Annotated in this window: 18 protein-coding genes and 1 tRNA gene; 8 read left to right on the plus strand and 11 right to left on the minus strand. The window is 33.1% G+C overall.

The window, feature by feature from the left end; all coding sequences use genetic code 11:
* Positions 1-78 precede the first annotated feature (78 nt).
* The 7 genes from ACFWU4_RS00425 to ACFWU4_RS00455 all read right to left on the minus strand — a co-directional run bounded on the left by ACFWU4_RS00425 (position 79) and on the right by ACFWU4_RS00455 (position 4,460).
* Positions 79-540 (minus strand): ExbD/TolR family protein, encoded by a 462-nt coding sequence (locus ACFWU4_RS00425; RefSeq protein WP_411123767.1) that lies wholly within the window; start codon positions 538-540, stop codon positions 79-81.
* Between the two features lie 11 nt (positions 541-551).
* Positions 552-1,187: an ExbD/TolR family protein gene (locus tag ACFWU4_RS00430; RefSeq protein ID WP_411123769.1), complete on the minus strand. Its 636-nt coding sequence runs from the start codon at positions 1,185-1,187 to the stop codon at positions 552-554.
* Positions 1,188-1,193: 6 nt separating this feature from the next.
* The gene (locus ACFWU4_RS00435; protein WP_411123771.1) at positions 1,194-1,643 is read right to left on the minus strand and encodes a hypothetical protein; all 450 of its coding nucleotides are present in this window, start codon (positions 1,641-1,643) and stop codon (positions 1,194-1,196) included.
* An 18-nt stretch (positions 1,644-1,661) separates the two neighbouring features.
* Positions 1,662-2,426, minus strand: coding sequence for a MotA/TolQ/ExbB proton channel family protein (locus ACFWU4_RS00440; protein ID WP_411123772.1), 765 nt, complete (start codon positions 2,424-2,426; stop codon positions 1,662-1,664).
* 75 nt (positions 2,427-2,501) lie between these two features.
* Positions 2,502-2,589: transfer RNA gene (locus ACFWU4_RS00445), tRNA-Ser, on the minus strand.
* Positions 2,590-2,664: 75 nt separating this feature from the next.
* Positions 2,665-3,690: an asparaginase gene (locus tag ACFWU4_RS00450; RefSeq protein WP_411123774.1), complete on the minus strand. Its 1,026-nt coding sequence runs from the start codon at positions 3,688-3,690 to the stop codon at positions 2,665-2,667.
* 2 nt (positions 3,691-3,692) lie between these two features.
* Positions 3,693-4,460, minus strand: coding sequence for a TatD family hydrolase (locus tag ACFWU4_RS00455; protein ID WP_411123776.1), 768 nt, complete (start codon positions 4,458-4,460; stop codon positions 3,693-3,695).
* 59 nt (positions 4,461-4,519) lie between these two features.
* On the opposite strand from ACFWU4_RS00455, the gene ACFWU4_RS00460 reads away from it, so the two are divergent.
* Together ACFWU4_RS00460 and ACFWU4_RS00465 are read left to right on the plus strand one after the other, a co-directional pair.
* Entirely contained in the window at positions 4,520-4,969 is a 450-nt protein-coding gene (locus ACFWU4_RS00460) for a retropepsin-like aspartic protease (protein WP_411123778.1), read from the plus strand.
* A gap of 48 nt (positions 4,970-5,017) precedes the next feature.
* Complete coding sequence (locus tag ACFWU4_RS00465) at positions 5,018-5,647, plus strand: response regulator (RefSeq protein WP_411123780.1); 630 nt, start codon at positions 5,018-5,020, stop codon at positions 5,645-5,647.
* 508 nt (positions 5,648-6,155) lie between these two features.
* Here ACFWU4_RS00465 and odhB read toward each other — a convergent pair.
* Both odhB and ACFWU4_RS00475 read right to left on the minus strand, forming a co-directional pair.
* Positions 6,156-7,391, minus strand: a complete 1,236-nt coding sequence (gene odhB, locus ACFWU4_RS00470; protein WP_411123782.1) for a 2-oxoglutarate dehydrogenase complex dihydrolipoyllysine-residue succinyltransferase — start codon at positions 7,389-7,391, stop codon at positions 6,156-6,158.
* 44 nt (positions 7,392-7,435) lie between these two features.
* Entirely contained in the window at positions 7,436-10,192 is a 2,757-nt protein-coding gene (locus tag ACFWU4_RS00475; RefSeq protein ID WP_411123784.1) for a 2-oxoglutarate dehydrogenase E1 component, read from the minus strand.
* 148 nt (positions 10,193-10,340) lie between these two features.
* Here ACFWU4_RS00475 and ACFWU4_RS00480 point away from each other — a divergent pair, with 148 nt between their 5' ends.
* Complete coding sequence (locus ACFWU4_RS00480; protein WP_411123786.1) at positions 10,341-10,844, plus strand: alpha-ketoglutarate decarboxylase; 504 nt, start codon at positions 10,341-10,343, stop codon at positions 10,842-10,844.
* Here the strand turns inward: ACFWU4_RS00480 and ACFWU4_RS00485 are convergent.
* Both ACFWU4_RS00485 and ACFWU4_RS00490 read right to left on the minus strand, forming a co-directional pair.
* On the minus strand, positions 10,841-11,191 hold the full coding sequence (locus ACFWU4_RS00485; protein WP_411123788.1) for a hypothetical protein: 351 nt from the start codon (positions 11,189-11,191) through the stop codon (positions 10,841-10,843). The two genes, ACFWU4_RS00480 and ACFWU4_RS00485, sit on opposite strands and share 4 nt — an antisense overlap.
* Positions 11,191-12,165: a polyprenyl synthetase family protein gene (locus ACFWU4_RS00490; RefSeq protein ID WP_411123790.1), complete on the minus strand. Its 975-nt coding sequence runs from the start codon at positions 12,163-12,165 to the stop codon at positions 11,191-11,193. The genes ACFWU4_RS00485 and ACFWU4_RS00490 overlap by 1 nt, the downstream gene beginning before the upstream one ends.
* A gap of 120 nt (positions 12,166-12,285) precedes the next feature.
* Here ACFWU4_RS00490 and ACFWU4_RS00495 point away from each other — a divergent pair, with 120 nt between their 5' ends.
* The 5 genes from ACFWU4_RS00495 (at position 12,286) to aspS (ending at position 20,866) form a co-directional block, all read left to right on the plus strand.
* A complete protein-coding gene (locus ACFWU4_RS00495; RefSeq protein ID WP_411123792.1) occupies positions 12,286-12,891 on the plus strand; it encodes a TetR/AcrR family transcriptional regulator in 606 nt (201 codons plus the stop codon).
* Positions 12,892-12,897: 6 nt separating this feature from the next.
* Positions 12,898-14,241 carry a TolC family protein gene (locus ACFWU4_RS00500; RefSeq protein ID WP_411123794.1) on the plus strand — a complete coding sequence of 448 codons (1,344 nt, stop codon included), beginning with the start codon at positions 12,898-12,900 and terminating at the stop codon, positions 14,239-14,241.
* Positions 14,242-14,252: 11 nt separating this feature from the next.
* Complete coding sequence (locus tag ACFWU4_RS00505; RefSeq protein ID WP_411123796.1) at positions 14,253-15,440, plus strand: efflux RND transporter periplasmic adaptor subunit; 1,188 nt, start codon at positions 14,253-14,255, stop codon at positions 15,438-15,440.
* On the plus strand, positions 15,433-18,969 hold the full coding sequence (locus ACFWU4_RS00510; RefSeq protein WP_411123798.1) for an efflux RND transporter permease subunit: 3,537 nt from the start codon (positions 15,433-15,435) through the stop codon (positions 18,967-18,969). Before ACFWU4_RS00505 ends, ACFWU4_RS00510 begins: the two co-directional genes overlap by 8 nt.
* A 142-nt stretch (positions 18,970-19,111) precedes the next feature.
* Entirely contained in the window at positions 19,112-20,866 is a 1,755-nt protein-coding gene (gene aspS, locus ACFWU4_RS00515) for an aspartate--tRNA ligase (RefSeq protein ID WP_411123800.1), read from the plus strand.
* The last annotated feature ends 4 nt before the right edge of the window (positions 20,867-20,870 follow it).

Raw genomic sequence — 20,870 nt, forward strand, 5'->3', positions numbered from 1 at the left:
CAAAATCTTTAAATGTTTTTAAATAAAAAACGCCCTGATTTCTCAGGGCGTTTCAATATAAATTAATAAGGTTTTAACTTATTCAGTTTTCGCATTAGCTATATACATTACTTTTAATGTATTTGCTTTTCTAAGCTCTTGCTTAATATCCGATACTAAACCTGCATGTGTATTTTTATCTACTTTAAGACCTACTACAAACTTTTTCTGTAATTCTTCAACTAATTCTCCTTGAGCTGAAAGTACACTAAGCTGCACATCGTCAACCGTAATTAAGGCATCATTAAACTGAATTCTTGGCTCAGTACCTAAATGTAAAAATTGACTACTAGGTTTCCCTGCATAAATAAAAGCAGTTCTATCTTTCTTAAGCTTTTCTACTTGATCTGCGCTTGGTAAGATATTCTCTATCATTAAACTACTATCGCGCATTACAGTTGCTACCATAAAAAAGAAAAGTAACATAAATACAATATCAGGTAAGGATGCCGTTGAAATCGCTGGCAATTCACTTTTTCCTCCTTTTTTAAACTTTGACATAATTATTACTTTTAGTTTTTATCTGGTTCTGCTTCAGACAATATCATAGGGAAAAGTTCTTTTATAGTCGTTATACGACCATTAAGAATTGTATCCTTACTAAATTGATTCTTTTCCTTTTCTTCTAACATTGCAGTATACACTTTTTCAGAATTCGGGTAAAACTTTTTATATAAACGTTTTGCCTCCCGCTCCCTTAAAATGTTATAGGCTGCAACTAGTTCGTTCTGAACATCCATATATTGCTCATACGAGGTCTCCCTATCGTGCTTCATTGAGATAATTGCTTTGTCTGGGTGATCTGAAGATGCTTCGTCTCTATTACCCTTACAATAATCACAACTCTCACCAGCTGCATTAGTACCACCACCATTATCTAAAAAATCTATCGCTGCTTGCCTTAAATCTTTAACTTCCATTTGCTCATCTTCCACGAGTAATTGGTTGTTACGATTTATTAGTACAGTAAATAAATTCTTTTGCTTAATAATTGGCGGCTCAACTTCTGTATCGTCGATAGGTGGCAAACTCCTTAATAATCCTTTATCCTTTTCTATAGTAGTAGTTACTAAGAAGAAAATAAGTAATAAGAAGGCAATGTCAGCCATTGAACCTGCATTTACTTCTGGTGCCGATCTTTTTGCCATATTTAATTATTTACTAATTATTTTTTTAACTCCTGAGAATATCATTGCGACTGCCGCAACAATAATTAAAATATAAAATGCAGTTAAACCTGCACCTACCATATGCGACTGTGCTTCAGTAGCTATTCCGTCTTGTAGTTTGTACTCTCGTGTATCACCACCAGAAGCTATGTAAGAAATAATTAATACTGCTGCAAATGCGCCGATACCTATCAAGGTATTTTTAAGACCAGATGTATTTGTGAATAGATTTTTTAAAACAAAAACCACCACAAATAATAAAACCAGTCCCAATATTACATAGGCGATAATCGCTATTGGATCAACAATAGCAGTATCACCTGCTAGTGCCGCTGCCTTAATTTCTTCATCGCCCTCTGCTATTATTCTTCCAAGAAAAACAATACCAAGTACGCTAAGAACTAAAGCTACTATTTTTAAAATTTTGTGTAACATAATTTATGTGGTCTTTTTTTATTTTTTGTGTTTTACTAACATATCCATCAATGTAATTGATGCATCTTCCATATCGTTTACAATACTATCGATTTTAGCAATAATATAATTGTAAAAAATCTGTAAAATAATTGCTACGATAAGACCAAATACTGTTGTTAAAAGTGCCACTTTAATACCACCTGCTACTAAAGAAGGTTGCATATCACCAGCTGCTTCAATTTTATCAAAGGCCTGAATCATACCTATTACCGTCCCCATGAAACCAAGCATTGGTGCTAAAGCTATAAATAAAGAGATCCAAGATACATTCTTTTCTAACTGACCCATTTGTACTCCACCATATGCCACAACTGCTTTTTCTGCTGCATCAAGATCTTCATTTGCACGGTCTAATCCTTGGTAGAATATAGAAGCAACAGGACCTTTTGTATTTCTACAAACTTCCTTAGCAGCTTCAATACCACCTGAATTTAATGCATCCTCAACGTTTTGTGTTAATTTTTTTGAATTTGTTGTTGAAAGGTTTAAAAAGATAATTCTCTCAATAGCAATTGCTAACCCAAGAATTAAACATAATAATACAATACCCATAAAGCCTGGACCACCTTCAATAAAACGCTTTTTTAGTTCTTGATGGAAACCCAAATCTTCTGCAGGTGCATCATCTTGAGTTAAGGTTGTTACAGTTGCTGTTGTAGTTGCTAAAGTTGTTGCGTTAGCGTTAACAGTTCCGATAGCCATTAAACATGTTATGGCAAGGATAGAAAATAATCTTTTCATTGTTCTGAATCTTAATTTTATTAGTTAAAGTGTTAAAGATAAAAAAAATAATGTAACTATCACGTAAAATCTAAGCAGAGAGGAAGGGATTCGAACCCTCGATACCCTTTTGGAGTATACACACTTTCCAGGCGTGCGCCTTCGACCACTCGGCCACCTCTCTGTAAATTTTATTTCAAAATTACAGATGACCAAATAACGAAAAAAACTTCAAACACTAAAATTTGAGCCGTTAATTTTAAGTCAATTCGCCTCTTAATGGCTTTTCATAATAAAATGGGAACTTATCTCTTGCTATTTTATAACCTAATAAGTACATCAATTTAGCAACTGCTGCTTCAGTTGTAATATCCTTACCAGAAATCACACCGATGTTTTTTAACTGAGAACTTGTTTCATACTGCCCCATAATCACACTTCCACCAGAACACTGTGTTACATTAATAATGTACAAACCTTTATTAATAGCCTCTTTTAATAATTCTACAAACCAGTTTTCTGTTGTTGCATTACCCGAACCATAAGTTTCAATAATCAGACCTTTTAAATTATTGGTGTTTATTACAGCTTCAATTAAAGGCTTAGAAATACCTGGGAATAATTTTAAAATACCAATATTAGTGTCCATAGCTGTTCTTACTATGAGCTTTTCTTTTATAGTTTCCTTTTTTAAATACTCCTTATTCACTTTTAAATGTACTCCAGATTCTGCTAAATTGGGATAATTTGGAGAATCAAAAGCTTCAAAATGTTCTGCATTTATCTTTGTAGTCCTATTGCCACGATATAACTTATATTCAAAATATAAACCAACCTCTCTTATTATCGGTATTCCATTCTCATGCAAAGAAGCCACTTGTATAGACGTAATTAAATTTTCTTTTGCATCTGTACGTAAATCTCCTATTGGTAATTGAGATCCAGTAAAAATGACTGGTTTATCTAAATTCTCTAACATAAAGCTAAGTGCTGAAGCAGAATAACTCATGGTATCACTTCCGTGTAAAACTACGAAACCATCAAACTTGTTATAATTAACTTCAATGAGGTTTGCTATTAACTCCCAATATTTAGGGTTTATATTTGATGAGTCTATAGGTATGTCAAATGAAACTGTCTCTATATTACAATCTAATAATCGAAGTTCAGGAATTTTATCTAAAAGACTATCAAAATCGAAAGCTCTTAAAATACCTGTATGAGGATCTTTGGTCATACCAATAGTACCACCTGAATAAATAAGTAAAATATTCGCTTTATACATATCTAAATTCCGAAAATTGATTTTGAGTTTTCAGTTGTTATAAGAGCAACTTCTTCTTCGCTCATTTTATAAAGTTCAGCTAATTTTTCTAACACCTTATTAATATACGAACTTTCATTACGTTTACCTCTGTGTGGTTTTGGCGCTAAATAAGGTGAATCTGTTTCTAAAACTATGTGTTTTAAATCTATTTGATGTATAAATTGATCTATCTTCCCATTCTTAAAGGTAACAACACCACCAATTCCTAATTTCATATTATATGATATTGCTTTATTTGCTTGCTCTAAATTCCCTGTAAAGCAATGAAAAATTCCATATAAATCATCTGATTTTTCTTCTTCTAAAACTTCAAAAATTTCGTCAAAAGCTTCTCTACAATGAATAACTATTGGTAATTTATAATTCTTGGCCAATTTGATTTGATGTCTAAATGCCTTTATCTGAATATCTAAAGTACTTTTGTCCCAATACAAATCGATACCTATTTCACCAACAGCGTAAAAGTTTCGTTTTGCTAACATCTCTTCAACATGTGCTAATTCATCTTTATAATTAGCTTTAACATGTGTTGGATGTAGACCCATCATTAAGTAGATGTTTTCTGGGAAATCATTTTCAAGTTTTAACATAGATTCTGTGTAGGTAGAATCTATTGCAGGAATAAAAAAACGCTCAACCTTTGCGTCAATAGCTCTTTGTATCATTTCTGATCTATCTCCATCAAACGCCTCACTATATAAATGTGTATGTGTATCAGTAATTATCATCTCACAAAAGTAATTGTTTAGCACAGTATCTGTTTACTATATTTACACAAAATATGTTTATGGAAACACTAAAGGACTTTCTCATTAAAAGAGGATATTCTAAGATAAAGCTAAAACTAACAAAAACCAATCACTTTGAAATTAAGGCTACTATTAATAATATCAAAGGGAGTTTTATTTTAGACACAGGGGCATCTAGCAGTTGTGTTGGATTTGAAGCTATTGAAAGGTTTAATTTAAAAGTTAAAGACTCTGAAATTAAAGCGGTTGGCGCTGGTGCTTCAAACATGTTAACACAGATTTCGCGCTCAAATGAATTGAAAATTGGAAAATGGAAAAAAAGTCGTGTTGCTTTAATCTTATTTAATCTTTCTCACGTTAATAATGGATTAAAAAATCATAATGCAGAACCAGTTGATGGCATCATTGGTGCAGATATATTAAAAAAAGGTAAGGCTGTAATTGATTATGAAAAAAAATATATCTACTTAAAGTCTAAAGAAATATAATAAAATCTATATTCTTAGTATATTCACAATACTAGAATTAATAGCAAAATGAATCCTACCTTAATAATTGCGGATGACCATCCCTTAGTACTTAGAGGTCTCCAAGAGTTTTTAAACGAAAAAAACTATAACGTTATCGCCAGTGCTAAAAATGGAAAAGAGGCATTAGCTTTAATAAAGGCACATGTACCAGACGTTGCAATTTTAGATATTAAAATGCCATTCTATACTGGTTTGCAAATTGCAGAAAAATGCAAAGAGGCTCATCTAAAAACCAAAATAGTTCTTATAACTTTTGAAAAAGATGAAGAAATATATAGGCAAGCTAAGGCTATCGGTGTTTATGGTTATGTCTTAAAGGAATTTGCTTTAGATGAAATAGAAAACTGCTTAGGATACGTTTTAGAAGGTAAATCTTATTTTAGTCCCGAATTATTAAATTTTATAGAAGTTAAAGAAAAACCAAAATACATAGAGTTACTTACCAAGCACGAAATGAAAATTGTTAACCTCATTGCAGATAATAAAACTGGTGTAGAAATAGCTGAAATACTCTCTATATCACCGCGAACAGTGGAAAAACATAAAAGTAATATTATTAAAAAACTTCAGCTAGAACGAAAGCAAAATAGCCTATTAATATGGGTAAAAGAGAATTCTAATTTTATTAACTTATGATAATAAATGAAATATACGTAAAGTTACGTATATATTCAATCGATTTATTTCAGATATTTACACTGTTATTAATTAAGGGTTAATAACGAGCTATTAATTAGTTCTTAGGGGATTATTAAAGCCTCGGACTTGTGTCCGAGGCTTTTTCATTGAAAAAAAATAAAAAATACGTAATGTTACGTATAGTATGTCTTTATAATTATTAAGAACTTTACATTGCTATTAATCAATGCCTCAAGTTAAATTCTTATAAACTCTGAATTAACTTATGATTCAGAGTTTTAACTTTTAAAAAATAGTTCAAATGCAAACGATAAAAGATAATTCAGAAAAAAAAGATAAACTCTTTATGGTACTCTTAGTTGTTAGCTCGATAGTTGTTATATCAGCTAATATAGCAGTAAATTTTTTTAGTTAATTTTAGTTAGTTACCCTCTTAATTCTAAGGAGAAAAAAAGCGCAATTACTTAAGATTGCGCTTTTTTGATTATTATTATAATGACTTTAATTACATTTCTAAAGCCTTTTTAACTTCATTATTCATTAATAATTCTTCAGGGTTTTCTAAAGCTTCTTTAATTGCTACTAAGAAACCTACAGACTCTTTACCATCAATAATCCTGTGATCGTAAGACAATGCCACGTACATCATTGGATGAATTTCAACTTTGCCATCTACCGCAATTGGACGCTGAATTATGTTATGCATTCCCAAAATTCCGCTTTGTGGTGGGTTAATAATTGGTGTTGATAACATACTACCAAATACACCTCCATTTGTAATAGTAAAGGTACCTCCTGTCATTTCATCTACAGTAATTTCGCCTTCTCTAGCTCTAATTGCTAGACGTTTCACTTCAGATTCAATACCTCTAAAAGATAAGTTTTCAGCATTTCTAATTACAGGAACCATCAAACCTTTTGGTCCTGATACGGCTATGCTAATATCTACAAAATCGTATGTTAGCATTTCTTTACCATCTATCATAGAATTAACAGCAGGATACATTTTTAATGCTCTTACAACAGCCAATGAGAAGAAACTCATAAAACCAAGACTTACGCCATGCTTAGCTTTAAAGTCTTCCTTATATTGCTTACGCAATTCAAAAATCGGTGTCATATTAACTTCATTAAATGTAGTTAACATAGCGGTTGTATTCTTTGCTTCAACTAAACGTTCTGCAACTTTACGACGTAACATAGACATTTTACTGCGAGATGTTCCTCTATTTCCTCCAGTCGGAGTTCCCATTGAAGGCACAGCATTTGTTGCGTCATTCTTTGTAATTCTTCCGTCTTTTCCAGAACCAGTTACTGAGTTTGAATCTATTCCTTTCTCATCTAAAATTTTCTTTGCTGCTGGACTTGGAGTGCCTGTTGCATATGTTTTTGATTCAGATGATGCTGGTTTTTCTGCCTCTTTTTTAGGAGCTGTGTCCTTCTTTTCTTCCTTTGGTGAAGAATCAGAACTACCCTCAGGTTTTTCTGCACTTGTATCAATTAAACAGACTACTGCTCCAACAACTACAGGATCGCCTTCTTCATATCTATTTCCGTCAGCATCAGCTAAGGTAATTATTCCACTAGCTTCCGCAGGTAATTCTAATGTTGCTTTATCACTATCTACTTCTGCAATAGCCTGGTCTTTCTCAACATAATCTCCATCTTCTACTAACCATTCTGCTATTTCTACCTCAGTAATCGATTCGCCTGGTGAAGGCACTTTCATTTCTAAAATCATGGGCTTTGTTTATTTAAGCTCTAATTTGAGTTGTATTAATTCTTTTATCTCTGGTTGTTTTTGCTTTTATCAAAAACATAATCTATAATTTCTTTATGCCTAATTTTTGAACGTACAGAACTACCGGCTGCAGGTGCACCATAAGGTCTTCTACTTGCTGCCCTCCATCCTCTCGATTCATCTAAATGCATTAGCATATGACTGTAGGCTCCCATATTCCTTGGCTCTTCTTGTGCCCAAACAATATCGTCTGCATTTTTATACTTTTTTATAACCTCACGCATAGCTTCTGCAGGAAGTGGAAATAGCTGCTCTACTCTAACAAGTGCTATATCGTCCCTCCCTAAATTTTCTTGTTCTTCAAGTAAATCATAATAAAATTTACCTGTTACAAAAACTAGAGTTTTTACTTTGTTAACCTTAGCAGTTTCGTCATCTATTAACATTTTAAAACTTCCGGTTGTAAATTCCTCTACGGTTGATATTACTTTTGGATGACGTAACAAACTTTTTGGCGTAAACACAATTAATGGTTTTCTAAAATTCGCTTTCATTTGTTTACGCAACAAATGAAACATATTTGATGGTGTTGTACAATCTGCAATAAACATATTGTCTTTGGCACACATTTGCAAATAACGCTCCATACGACCAGAAGAGTGCTCTGCACCTTGTCCTTCATAACCATGTGGTAATAGCATAACTAGTCCGTTCTGTGTTTTCCACTTATCCTCACCAGAAGATATATATTGGTCAATCATTATTTGAGCTCCATTACTAAAATCACCAAATTGAGCTTCCCAAATAGTTAAAGTATTCGGACTTGCCATGGCATAACCGTAGTCAAATCCTACTACGCCATATTCTGATAATAATGAATTATATATATTAAATTGTCCTTGATCTTTAGATAACTTTTTAAGTAAAATAATTTCTTCTTCACTGTCCTCTACCTTGACTACAGCATGTCTGTGTGAAAATGTACCACGCTCAACATCTTGTCCAGAAATTCTAACATTAAAACCTTCCGTTAAGAGAGAGCCATATGCTAAATGCTCTGCCATTGCCCAATCTAATCGATTTTCATCAAACATAGTTTGGCGCGATTCTATCAGCCTTTGTATTTTTCTAATGAATTTTTTATCTGCAGGTAAATTAGATATGATTTTCGTTATACTTTTAAGAACATCTTTTGAAACCGTTGTATCTACCTGTTCCATCATTCCCTTTTCAGTGGCACGAGGAAGACCTTTCCACTCCTCTTGCATAAATGCAGTAATCTCTGTTTTATCTTCTTTACGCGAGTCTTCGAGCTTTTCTTCTAATTGCTCCTTATACTTTGATTCTATATGCTTTACGTACCCTTCCTCAATTACCCCTTCATCTAGTAAACGCTGAGCATATATATCTCTAGGATTTTTCTGTTTCGAAATAGCCTTATATAATAGTGGCTGTGTAAACTTAGGTTCATCACCTTCATTATGCCCATATTTTCGATAGCCTAACAAATCTATAAACACATCGCGTTTAAATTTCATTCTAAAATGCAAAGCAAAAAGCGCTGCATGTACCACTGCTTCAGCGTCATCTGCATTAACATGTAACACTGGTGATAACGTTACCTTAGCAACATCAGTACAATAAGTACTAGAGCGACCATCTAAATAATTTGTTGTAAAGCCAATCTGATTATTTACAACAATGTGAATTGTACCATTTGTTTTATAACCATCTAACTGTGCCATCTGCACAATTTCATAGACTAAACCTTGGCCGGCTATGGCAGCATCCCCGTGAACTACTATAGGCAGTACTTGAGACGCATCTGTAATCTCAGCCTTATCTTGTTTTGCTCTTGTAATACCTTGTACTACTGCGCCAACAGTTTCTAAGTGAGAAGGATTAGGTGCAATATTTAAATTTATTTTTTTATTGTTATATGTTTCACGATTACTTGTCCAACCTAAGTGATATTTTACATCGCCATCGAACACTTTTTCTTCATAATCCTTACCATCAAACTCACTAAAAATATCTTTTGCAGATTTACCAAAAATATTGGTCAAGGTACTTAGACGTCCTCTGTGAGCCATTCCCATTACAAATTCCTTGACTCCTTCATCTGCCGCTCTTTCAATTATAGCATCTACAGCAGGTATTAAAGATTCATTCCCTTCTAAAGAAAAACGTTTTTGACCAACATATTTTGTGTGCAAAAATGATTCAAAAGAGACAGCCTGATTTAATTTTTTTAGAATATATTTTTTCTCGTCGGCAGTAAAAATTGTATGATTATCATTACTGTTTAATTTATTCTGAATCCATTGAATTTCCTCAGGTTTACGGATATACATATACTCAACACCAATAGAATCGCAATAAATATGTTCTAAATGGTCTATTATATTTTGAAGCGTAGCAGACTTTAACCCTAATACTTCTCCTGCAGAAAATTTGGTGGTTAAATCACTTTGAGATAATCCAAAGTTCTCTATTTCTAAAGTTGGCGCATACTTTCTCCTAGCTCTTACAGGATTTGTTTTTGTAAATAAATGTCCTCTGCTTCTATAACCATCTATAAGATTGAGAACACGGAATTCTTTTTCTAATTGCTCGGGAATTTGACTCGAAACACCATCAATAATTTCGCCATCCATTCCGTAGTTTTCAGAACCAAAATCGTAACCTTGAAAAAAGGCACGCCAACTTGGCTCTACAGAATCCGGATTTTTTAAGTATTGATCGTATAAATCAGCAAAATATGCTGTATGTGCTGCGTTGAGAAAGGAATATTTATCCATTATTTTTTATGAGACGTTGGCGTTTCAACAAAATTTATTCAAAAATACAACTTTTGCGAGATATAGTAACAGTTTTGTTATATTTATAACAATTAGAAAATTAAGAATTATTAAGATGATAAATTTAATGACATTTTGTTTTAAAAAAATGATAATAACTCTCGGTTTCGTTAGTTTTTTTGCACTCTCTGTATTTTCACAAGACACAAATAATAGCTTTTGGAATAGGGTGCAATTTGGAGGTGGTGTTGGCTTAAATTTTGGTGATGGGTTTTTTAGTGGTGCACTTGCTCCCGCTGCTTTATATAGACATAACACATATGTGTCAACAGGTGTTGGACTTAACTTCCAGTATAGCTCCCAAAAAGATGTTTTTAAATCTACCGTATTAGGAGGTAGTATTATTGGGTTATTTAATCCTTACCAACAATTACAAATATCTACTGAGTTTGAGCAACTTTATGTTATCAGAGATTTTGATGATCAATTTGTAGCTAATGTTGATGATAGTTATTGGTATCCTGCCTTATTTTTAGGCGCCGGTTATCGCAGTGGAAATGTAACTTTTGGAATCCGATATGATGTGCTTTATGATGAGACTAAAAGTATACAGAACCAAGCATGGATGCCTTTTGTTCGCTTTTGGTTTTAAGAATATTTTGCTTTGTACCACACCTTTTGCCACTCGCGTTGTAAGATTAAAAAAGTAACTTCTTCAGAAAATTGATTCGTATTATTTTCATTTAACATGCTTAATTTTAATTCAGAAACATCAACGAGATACAAGAAATTTAAATACTCAGTAAATTTATTTTGAATAAGGTTGAAAACAGTTTCTCTAAGCATAAATTTTAAACTTGTTGGAGGCGTCTCAACATCGAATTCCAAGTCTATATTAGCGAGTAATAGGTCTTTATTCAACTGAATAATTAGCTTCTCATAAAGATTTAAAGTCTCTGCCTCAACTATTAAACTTTCAAAATTGAGAGGTAACGACATTATACTCGTCTGGTCATTAATTGCTCCCCAAATAGTTTTAATACATGTTTCTTCTCATCAGAAATATGTAATTGCTCTAAAACTTTGAATGCTTTATCTGTATACTGTTTTACAGCATTTTTCGTGGCTTCTGATGCTCCCGATTTATTAAAAAGTAATTTAACAGACTCCACTTTCTTATCAGACTCAATAGAATTGTCGTTTATAAAACTTACCAAACTTGATTGAATTTCAGAGGAACCCAACTCTAGAGTTTTTAAATACAAATAGGTCTTTTTATTTTCTAAAATATCACCACCGACTTGCTTACCAAAAGTTTCAGGATTGCCAAAAGCATCTAAATAATCATCTTGTAATTGAAATGCAATACCTAAGTAGCGACCAAAATCATAAATTGCACTCTGATCTTTTTCAGAAGCCTTAGCCACAATTGCACCCATTTTCATGGCGGCACCAACTAAAACGGCAGTTTTATACTCAATCATAGTAAGGTATTCGTCGATGGCAACGTCATCTCTTGACTCAAAATCAATATCATATTGTTGACCTTCGCATACCTCTAATGCAGTTTTACTGAACAATTTTGCCAAAGCTCGAAAGGTTTCAGAATCATAGTTCTCAAATAATTGATAAGCCAAAATCAACATGGCATCGCCTGAGAGAATTCCTGTATTTAAATCCCATTTTTTATGAACTGTTGCTTTACCTCTGCGCAATGGCGCTTCATCCATAATATCATCATGAACTAAAGAAAAATTGTGAAAAACCTCAACCGATAGACTTGCATCCATAGCTTTTATTGCATCGCTGCCAAAGATTTCACATGTCATTAAAGTAAGGACAGGTCTCAACCGCTTCCCGCCCAACTTTAAAATATAATTTATAGGCTCATATAAATTTTTAGGTTCTCTATTTACTGCAAAATCTTCTAAGTATTGGATAAAAGACTTTTGATACGCTTCAATGTTTTGCATACTACAAAAATAACGTTTTCGTCCTATTTTAAACTAATGTTAAGTATGTTAAAAAATTATTAAAACTTTGGAAACTTTTTTTGTTTTTAAAGTTTCCGTGATTAAATTTGCAAACTAATTATGAGACAGGAAATTATATATAAGTCAACAGAGCTTTTTTTAAATCTTGGGTTTAAGAGTGTAACAATGGATGACATTGCTAGCGAAATGGGCATATCTAAGAAAACCATTTATGTGCATTTTCCCAATAAAACAAAATTAGTAGAAGGTACTACTATGCATTTATTTGAGTTGATATCTCATGGAATCGATTGTATCTGCCAACTTAATAAGAATCCGATAGAGGAATTATTTGATATTAAGCGTTTTGTAATGGAGCACTTAAAAGATGAGAAATCTTCACCTCAATTTCAGCTTAAAAAGTATTATCCAAAAATATATGCCACATTAAAGCAAAAACAATTTGAAGTTATGCACGAATGTGTAAATGAAAACTTAAAGCGCGGAATCGATCAAAAATTATATAGAACAACAATAAACGTAGAATTTATCACTCGCATATATTTTAATTCGATGCTAGCAATAAAAGACACAGACTTATTTCCTTTAAAAATATTCTCAATGAATATGTTATTAGAAAATTATTTAGAATACCATTTAAGGGGGATATGTACCAATAAAGGGGTAGAAATATTAAATCAATTTATAACAAAAAATCAATCATAAAACATAATGAAAAACCTATCAATTTTCATTTTTCTAATGTGCTTTAGTTTTGGCTTTGGTCAAAACGCTACGACTAGTCTTAGCCTGCAAGAGGCCATTGACTTTGCATTAGAAAATAATAGACAAGCTATTAACGCAGCGCGAGATATCGATGCAGCAAAACAGCAAAAATGGGAAACCACAGCATCAGGTTTACCTCAATTGAGCGCCAATGTAGATTATCAAAATTTCTTAAAACAACAAGTGTCGGTTATTCCCGCTGAGTTTTTTGGTGGTAATCAAGGTGAATTTGCAGAGGTAGTATTTGGGACAAAACAAAGTGTAAACGCCTTTGCAACTTTAAATCAAAAAATATTTGATGGCTCTTATCTCGTCGGTCTTCAATCTGCAAAAGTATTTTTAGAAATTTCTGAAAACGCCAAAATCAAAACAGACTTAGAGGTTAGAAAAGCTGTAATAGATGCCTATGGCAATGTATTATTAGCAAAAGAGAGTGTATCAATTTTTGAGAGAAATATAGAGGTGCTTGAAAAAAATCTCTACGAAACAAGAAAAATTTATGAAAACGGTTTAGAGGAAGAAGAGAGTGTAGAACAACTTCAGATTACATTATCAGGCGTTAAAAGTAATCTAAATAATGTGAAGCGTTTAGAAACCTTAGCTTATCAAATGCTAAATATTACCTTAGGATTAGATATTTATGATACAACAAATCTTTCTGATACATTAGAAACTTTAACGGAACAAAACATTTCTTTATCTCTTTTAGAAGCGGATGAGAATCCGGGAAATACAATAGATTATTTAATTGCTCAGAATGACACAAAATCAAAAGAACTTTTAGTTAAGTTAGAAAAAAGCAAAGCTCTTCCTACATTAAACGCATTTATCAATGGTGGCTACTCAGCTTTTAGCGATGAATTTACATTTACCAATAGCAACCAAGATTGGTTTGGGTCTTCATTACTTGGTCTTAATCTTAGTATTCCTATATTTAGTTCTGGAATGAGAAATTCTGCTACGCAACGTGCAAAAATAGATCTTGAAAAATCGCAAACGGATTTATTAGAAACCGAACAAAGAATTAAACTTCAAATAGCATCTGCAAAAAGCAACTATCAATTTGCTATTGAGGATTATGAAAATAAAAAAGAAAATTTAGAACTAGCAGAACGTATCGAATCCAAAAACCAAACTAAATTTTTTGAAGGTATAGGTTCTAGTTTTGATCTGAGACAAGCACAAACCCAACTTTATAGCGCTCAACAAGAATTACTGCAGTCTATGTTAGATGTTATTAATTCTAAAGCTGAATTAGAAACCGTTTTAAACTCACCAACCAATAATTAAATCACACAATCATGAAACACATATATAAAATACTCTTAATCACTTTAATTATTTCTTCTTGCTCAGAAGGTAAAAAAAACTCAGTCGAAAATATTCTAGAAAATGGTGATCTTAAAACTATAAGAGAAAAAAGAGGTGCATTAGTTAATGAGCAGCAAGCTCTTAACGACCAAATAAAACGCTTAGACGAAAAGATAAAAAAATTAGATACAACTAAGAATATACCTCTAATAACAACATTTAAAACAAAACCTGAAATTTTTAATCACGTCTTAGAGCTTCAAGGAAATGTAACAACAAAAAACCTTTTAACTATTACACCAGAATTCAATGGTATTTTAACCAATGTCTATGTTAAAGAAGGTCAAAAAGTAAGCAAAGGACAGACTCTTGCCCGTATTGATGATGGTGGTTTGAGTCAGCAAGTGGCCCAATTAAAAATTCAAACCGATTTAGCAAAGACTACTTTTGAGCGCCAAAAACGACTTTGGGATCAAAGTATAGGTAGTGAAATACAATATCTACAAGCAAAATCAACTTACGAATCTCAAAAAGAAGCTGTAAATCGACTACAGCAACAAATTGCAAAAACAGTTGTAAGAGCACCGTTTTCTGGCACTATAGATGATGTTATTACCGAAAAAGGTAGTGTTGTAGGTGCAGGTCAAACTGCATTAATGAGAATTGTTAACCTTAATGAAATGTATATAGAAACTGAAGTGCCAGAGAGCTATGTTTCTAATGTTATTGCTGGTAAAAATGTAGAAGTAAGTATACCCGTTTTAGGTAAAACAATAGAAACAGAAATTCGACAAGCAAGTGATTTTATAAATCCAGCTAATCGAACATTTAAGGTTGAAATTGAAGTACCTAATAAAGACAAAACGATTAAACCAAATCTAACTGCCCGATTAAAGATTAATGACTACACAAATAACAATGCAATTTTAATTCCGCAAAGTGTTTTATCTGAAAATGCAAATGGAGAACAATATGTATATGTAGTTAATAACAAAGGTAATGACGGCATCGGTACTGCAAAACGCGTTATTGTAAAAACAGGCAGAACTCAAGGAGACAATATTGAGATTTTAAAAGGTTTGGTAGATGGTGCTGAAATTATAAAGGAAGGAGCCAGAAGCGTTAGAGATGGTCAATCTGTAGAAGTTATAAATTATAAAGAAGAAGACAATGGATAGCAAGAAGAAAAAAAGTATCGATAAGGAGTTTGGTCTATCGTCTTGGGCTATAAACAACAAAACAACAATGTATGTGCTCATTGCTGTCTTTTTCTATCTAGGAATTACAGCCTTTTTTAGTATGCCAAGAGAAAACTTTCCTGAGGTTAATGAGACTAAAATTTATGTGAGTACGGTATACCCTGGTAATACTGCTGAGGATATCGAAAAGTTAATAACAGATCCACTTGAGGATAAACTAAAAACAGTAAGTAATGTTGTAGAAATCACATCTACCTCTCAAGAAGATTACGCAATGCTGATCGTAGAATTTGATGAAAATATTTCTGTAGATAAAGCAAAGCAAAAGGTAAAAGACGAGATTGATTCTGAAACAGCTGGTGAAGATTGGCCAACATTTAATGGTGCTAAAGTAGAACCAGATGTATTTGAATTGAGTTTATCTGAAGAGATGCCTATCTTAAATATTAATATTTCTGGTGACTATCCTATTGAAAAATTAAAAGATTATGCAGAATACCTTCAAGATGAAATTGAAGATCTTCCTGAAATTAAAAAAGCTGACATACGAGGAGCACAAGAAAAAGAGGTTGAAGTTGCTGTAGATATTTATAAAATGATGGCTGCAAAAGTAACCTTTAATGATATTCTTGGCGCTATTGCAAATGGAAACGTAACTCAATCTGCAGGGAATTTAAAAGCCAGTGGCCAACGTCGTACGATAAGAATTATTGGAGAAATTGACAACCCTTCTGAATTAGAAAATTTTGTCGTTAAAGCGGAAAAAGGAAATGCTATTTACCTTAAAGATGTCGCAACAATAGATTTTAAAGAAGAAGACAAAACGACGTTTGCTAGAAAATCTGGTAACCCTGTTGTAATGCTAGATGTTAAAAAACGTGCTGGCAAAAATATGGTTGCGGCAGCCGAACAAATTCAGGTCATTGTAAAAAACGCAAATGAGAATATTTTCCCTAAAGATTTAGAAGTAACAATTACGAATGATCAATCAGAAAAAACTATTGGACAGGTCGATGATTTAGTTAATAATATCATTTTCGGAGTTATTCTAGTAGTTACTGTATTAATGTTCTTCCTAGGATTTAAAAATGCCCTATTTGTAGGTTTCGCTATACCTATGTCCATGTTTATGTCTTTAATGATTTTAAATATTATTGGCTATAGTCTTAATACAATGGTTCTTTTTGGACTAATTATGGGGCTTGGTATGTTAGTAGATAATGGAATTGTGGTGGTAGAGAATGTTTACCGTTTGATGGAGAAAGAAGGCATGAGCAGAATTGAAGCCGCAAAAAAGGGTATTGGTGAAATCGCCTTCCCTATAATTATTTCTACCGCGACTACAGTAGCAGCATTTGTACCATTAGCATTATGGCCAGGTATTATGGGTGAATTTATGAAGATATTACCTATCACATTAGCAACAGTATTAGGATCGTCATTGTTTGTTGCCATATTCTTTAATTCAGTTTTAGTATCTCAATTCATGAAAATTGACGATAAAGAAATGCCTCTTAATCAAATTATAAAAACTACCAGTATTGTCGCTGGTATTGGAATTCTTATCTTAATTTTTGGTGGCACTTATCGCGGTCTAGGGACTGTTATGATTTTTACAGCTCTTATGCTTTGGGCTTATCGTTTCTTCTTAAGAAAATGGGCTAATAATTTTCAAACCAAATCATTAGTAAAATTAGAAAATTGGTACGAACGTATGTTGAGTGGAGCCTTATCTAAAAAGCGTCCTTACATTTTGAGTATCGGTACATTTTTATTATTAATTGCATCCTTTATGGCATTTGGTGGTTCGTTGGCAACACAGCGCACAAAGGTGGAATTTTTTCCAGATAATAAGCCTAACCAAATTATAGTCTACATTGAATATCCTGAAGGTACAGCTATAGAAAAAACAAACGCCATCACTAAGCAAATCGAATCTAGAGTTTATGATGTAGTTAATGAAAGTCAATTCATAGAAGATGGTAGAAATTTCCTAGTAGAAAGTGCAGTATCTCAAGTGGGTGAAGGTGCTGGAAATCCTCAAACAGATGGTGGCTCTTCTGCTGGAATGCCCCATAAAGCTAAAATCACAGCTTCAATGCGAGAGTATAAATATCGTCGTGGTGAAGATAGCGAACTACTAAGACAAAAAGTACAAGAAGCATTGGTTGGTATCTATCCAGGTGTTTTAATCTCAGTTGAAAAGGATGCTAATGGACCACCAGCTGGTGCACCTATTAATATTGAAATTGAAGGTAACGACTACAATGATTTAATTGCTACAGCAGAACAAATGCGCGAGTTTATTAATGGTAGAAATATTCCTGGAATTGACGAGCTTAAAATTGATGTAAACAAAGATAAACCTACAATGCAAGTTGAGATTGATAGGGAGAAATCTGGGGAGTTAGGTATCAGTGCAAAACAAATCGGTGACCAACTACGTAATTCTATCTTTGGTTCAAAAGCAGGTATATATAAACAAGATGGTGATGATTACGATATCTACGTAAGATTTAATGAGAATCTTAGGTATAACACAAGTGCTTTATTCAATCAAAATATAACCTTTAGAGATAACACTGGTCAGATAAAAGAAATCCCTTTATCTGCCGTTGCAAAACAGAAAAATAATTCTGGTTTTAGTGCAATAAAGCACAAAGATTCTAAACGTGTTGTAACTGTTTATTCTGCACTAGCACCAGGTTATACAGATGCTGGTGCCATTGTAACTCAAATTCAGAATGAAATGAAAAGTTACGAAGGTTTACCTGCAGATATTAAAATTGATTACACTGGACAGATTGAAGAGCAAAATAAGCAAATGGCTTTTTTAATGGGAGCCTTTTTTACAGGGTTAGGACTGATTTTCTTTATTCTTATATTCCAGTTTAACTCAGTATCCAAACCAACCATTATAATGTTGGCTATATTTTTAAGTTTAATTGGTGTATTTGGCGGTATTGTAATTACAGGAAGCGCTTTTGTAATTATGATGACTATGGTTGGGATTATATCATTAGCCGGTATCGTTGTAAATAATGGAGTTGTACTTTTAGATTACGCGCAGTTATTAATCGATAGAAAAAAGAATGACTTAGGTCTAGAAAAAGAAGATTACCTTTCTAAAGAAGATTTGTTTGATAGTATCGTAATGGCTGGTAAAGCACGTTTAAGGCCTGTATTATTAACAGCAATAACGACCATACTTGGATTGATTCCTTTAGCAATTGGTTTAAACATTAATTTCTTTACACTATTTTCAGAATTTAATCCTAATATATACATGGGTGGCGACAATGTTGTGTTTTGGGGACCTCTAGCATGGACTGTTATTTACGGATTACTTATAGCAACATTCTTAACATTAATAGTTGTACCTATATTATTCTTTCTAAGTATGAGACTAAAAATGTGGTTTAACAAATCTAAAATATCTGATTCTGAGGAATTGGTTACCCAAGAAGTATTTAATATGGATAAGCGCTTGGACGAAAGCGCAATTTAAAAATCACTTGTTTTATAATAAAGTAAAAGCCTTTGAAAACATAAAAGGTTTGATTAATAGCGAGAAAAGCCTCAACAATTGTTGAGGCTTTTTATGTGTTTATACTATAAGTTGATTAAATTTGCACGATTAAATTTTCATTATGTATAGAAGTCATAGCTGTGGTGAATTAAGAGCCACTCATAACAATACAGAAGTCACGCTTTCTGGTTGGGTGCAAGGGATAAGGGATAAAGGATTTATGATTTATGTAGACTTAAGAGATCGTTATGGCATCACGCAACTCTACTTCGATGAAGAACGTTCCGCCAAAACCTTAATGGATCGAGCATCTAAATTAGGTCGTGAATTTGTGATTCAGGTTAAAGGAATTGTAATTGAGCGTGCTTCTAAAAATCCTAATATTCCCACAGGAGATATTGAAGTTTTAGTTTCAGAACTAAATATTTTAAATGCCTCTTTAGTACCACCTTTTACTATTGAAGATAAAACTGATGGTGGTGATGATCTTCGTATGAAATTTCGCTACTTAGATATTCGTCGTAATCCTGTAAAAGAAAGTTTAATCTTTAGAGCTAAAGTAACTCAAGAAGTTAGAAACTATCTTTCTGGAGATGGTTTTATAGAAGTAGAAACACCATATTTAATTAAATCTACACCAGAAGGCGCTAGAGATTTTGTGGTACCTTCTCGTATGAATGAAGGAGAATTTTATGCACTTCCTCAATCTCCACAAACCTTTAAGCAATTGCTCATGGTTGGTGGTATGGATAAATACTTTCAGATTGTAAAGTGCTTTAGAGATGAAGATTTACGTGCAGATAGACAACCCGAATTCACACAGATAGATTGTGAAATGGCATTTGTAGAGCAAGAAGATATTCTAAATGTCTTTGAAGGTCTTACACGTCATTTATTAAAAGAAGTTAATGGTGTTGAAGTTGAAAAATTCCCAAGAATGCTCTATGACGATGCAATGCGTTTGTATGGAAATGATAAACCAGATATTCGCTTTGGTATGGAATTCGGTGAGCTTAACGAAGTAGCACAACACAAAGATTTCGGAATATTTAACAATGCAGAATTAGTAGTAGGTATTGCAGTACCAGGAGGTAACTCGTATACAAGAAAAGAAATTGATAAACTAATTGATTGGATAAAACGTCCACAAGTTGGTGCTTTAGGTATGATCTATTCTCGTTGTAATGACGACGGAAGCTTCAAATCTTCTGTAGATAAATTTTACGATCAAGAGGATTTAGCAAAATGGGCCGAAGTGACTGGCGCAAAGGCTGGTGATTTAGTTTGTGTATTATCCGGTGACACTAACAAAGTAAGAGCACAATTAAGTGCTTTGCGTATGGAACTAGCAGAACGTTTAGGTCTTAGAGATCCTAAAGTATTTGCACCATTGTGGGTTGTAGATTTCCCATTATTAGAGTTAGATGAAGAAACGGGTCATTATCATGCGATGCATCACCCATTCACATCTCCAAAACCTGGACAAATAGAATTATTAGACACAAAACCAGGTGAAGTTAAAGCCAATGCTTACGATTTAGTTTTAAATGGAAACGAAATTGGTGGAGGATCAATACGTATTCACGATAAAGCAACTCAAGCGATTATGTTGAAACACCTCGGATTTTCTGATGAGGATGCTAAAGCACAATTTGGTTTCCTAATGGATGCTTTTGAGTATGGAGCACCACCGCATGGAGGTTTAGCTTTTGGTCTAGATAGATTAGTTGCAATTTTGGGAGGCCAAGAAACTATTAGAGATTTCATAGCCTTCCCAAAAAATAACTCAGGTCGTGATGTTATGATTGACGCACCTGCACCTATTGATGATGAACAACTTAAAGAGTTGAGTTTAAAACTAGATTTAAATTCTTAAATTC

Source organism: Winogradskyella sp. PE311 (assembly GCF_046545555.1).
Classification (GTDB): Bacteria; Bacteroidota; Bacteroidia; order Flavobacteriales; family Flavobacteriaceae; genus Winogradskyella.

What these genes read in the sequence shown, in the direction of transcription:
- ACFWU4_RS00425 (WP_411123767.1), bottom strand. Translation starts at nt 540, where the DNA reads ATGTCAAAGTTTAAAAAAGGAGGAAAAAGTGAATTGCCAGCGATTTCA.
- ACFWU4_RS00430 (WP_411123769.1), bottom strand. Translation starts at nt 1,187, where the DNA reads ATGGCAAAAAGATCGGCACCAGAAGTAAATGCAGGTTCAATGGCTGAC.
- ACFWU4_RS00435 (WP_411123771.1), bottom strand. Translation starts at nt 1,643, where the DNA reads ATGTTACACAAAATTTTAAAAATAGTAGCTTTAGTTCTTAGCGTACTT.
- ACFWU4_RS00440 (WP_411123772.1), bottom strand. Translation starts at nt 2,426, where the DNA reads ATGAAAAGATTATTTTCTATCCTTGCCATAACATGTTTAATGGCTATC.
- ACFWU4_RS00450 (WP_411123774.1), bottom strand. Translation starts at nt 3,690, where the DNA reads ATGTATAAAGCGAATATTTTACTTATTTATTCAGGTGGTACTATTGGT.
- ACFWU4_RS00455 (WP_411123776.1), bottom strand. Translation starts at nt 4,460, where the DNA reads ATGATAATTACTGATACACATACACATTTATATAGTGAGGCGTTTGAT.
- ACFWU4_RS00460 (WP_411123778.1), top strand. Translation starts at nt 4,520, where the DNA reads ATGGAAACACTAAAGGACTTTCTCATTAAAAGAGGATATTCTAAGATA.
- ACFWU4_RS00465 (WP_411123780.1), top strand. Translation starts at nt 5,018, where the DNA reads ATGAATCCTACCTTAATAATTGCGGATGACCATCCCTTAGTACTTAGA.
- odhB (WP_411123782.1), bottom strand. Translation starts at nt 7,391, where the DNA reads ATGATTTTAGAAATGAAAGTGCCTTCACCAGGCGAATCGATTACTGAG.
- ACFWU4_RS00475 (WP_411123784.1), bottom strand. Translation starts at nt 10,192, where the DNA reads ATGGATAAATATTCCTTTCTCAACGCAGCACATACAGCATATTTTGCT.
- ACFWU4_RS00480 (WP_411123786.1), top strand. Translation starts at nt 10,341, where the DNA reads ATGATAATAACTCTCGGTTTCGTTAGTTTTTTTGCACTCTCTGTATTT.
- ACFWU4_RS00485 (WP_411123788.1), bottom strand. Translation starts at nt 11,191, where the DNA reads ATGTCGTTACCTCTCAATTTTGAAAGTTTAATAGTTGAGGCAGAGACT.
- ACFWU4_RS00490 (WP_411123790.1), bottom strand. Translation starts at nt 12,165, where the DNA reads ATGCAAAACATTGAAGCGTATCAAAAGTCTTTTATCCAATACTTAGAA.
- ACFWU4_RS00495 (WP_411123792.1), top strand. Translation starts at nt 12,286, where the DNA reads ATGAGACAGGAAATTATATATAAGTCAACAGAGCTTTTTTTAAATCTT.
- ACFWU4_RS00500 (WP_411123794.1), top strand. Translation starts at nt 12,898, where the DNA reads ATGAAAAACCTATCAATTTTCATTTTTCTAATGTGCTTTAGTTTTGGC.
- ACFWU4_RS00505 (WP_411123796.1), top strand. Translation starts at nt 14,253, where the DNA reads ATGAAACACATATATAAAATACTCTTAATCACTTTAATTATTTCTTCT.
- ACFWU4_RS00510 (WP_411123798.1), top strand. Translation starts at nt 15,433, where the DNA reads ATGGATAGCAAGAAGAAAAAAAGTATCGATAAGGAGTTTGGTCTATCG.
- aspS (WP_411123800.1), top strand. Translation starts at nt 19,112, where the DNA reads ATGTATAGAAGTCATAGCTGTGGTGAATTAAGAGCCACTCATAACAAT.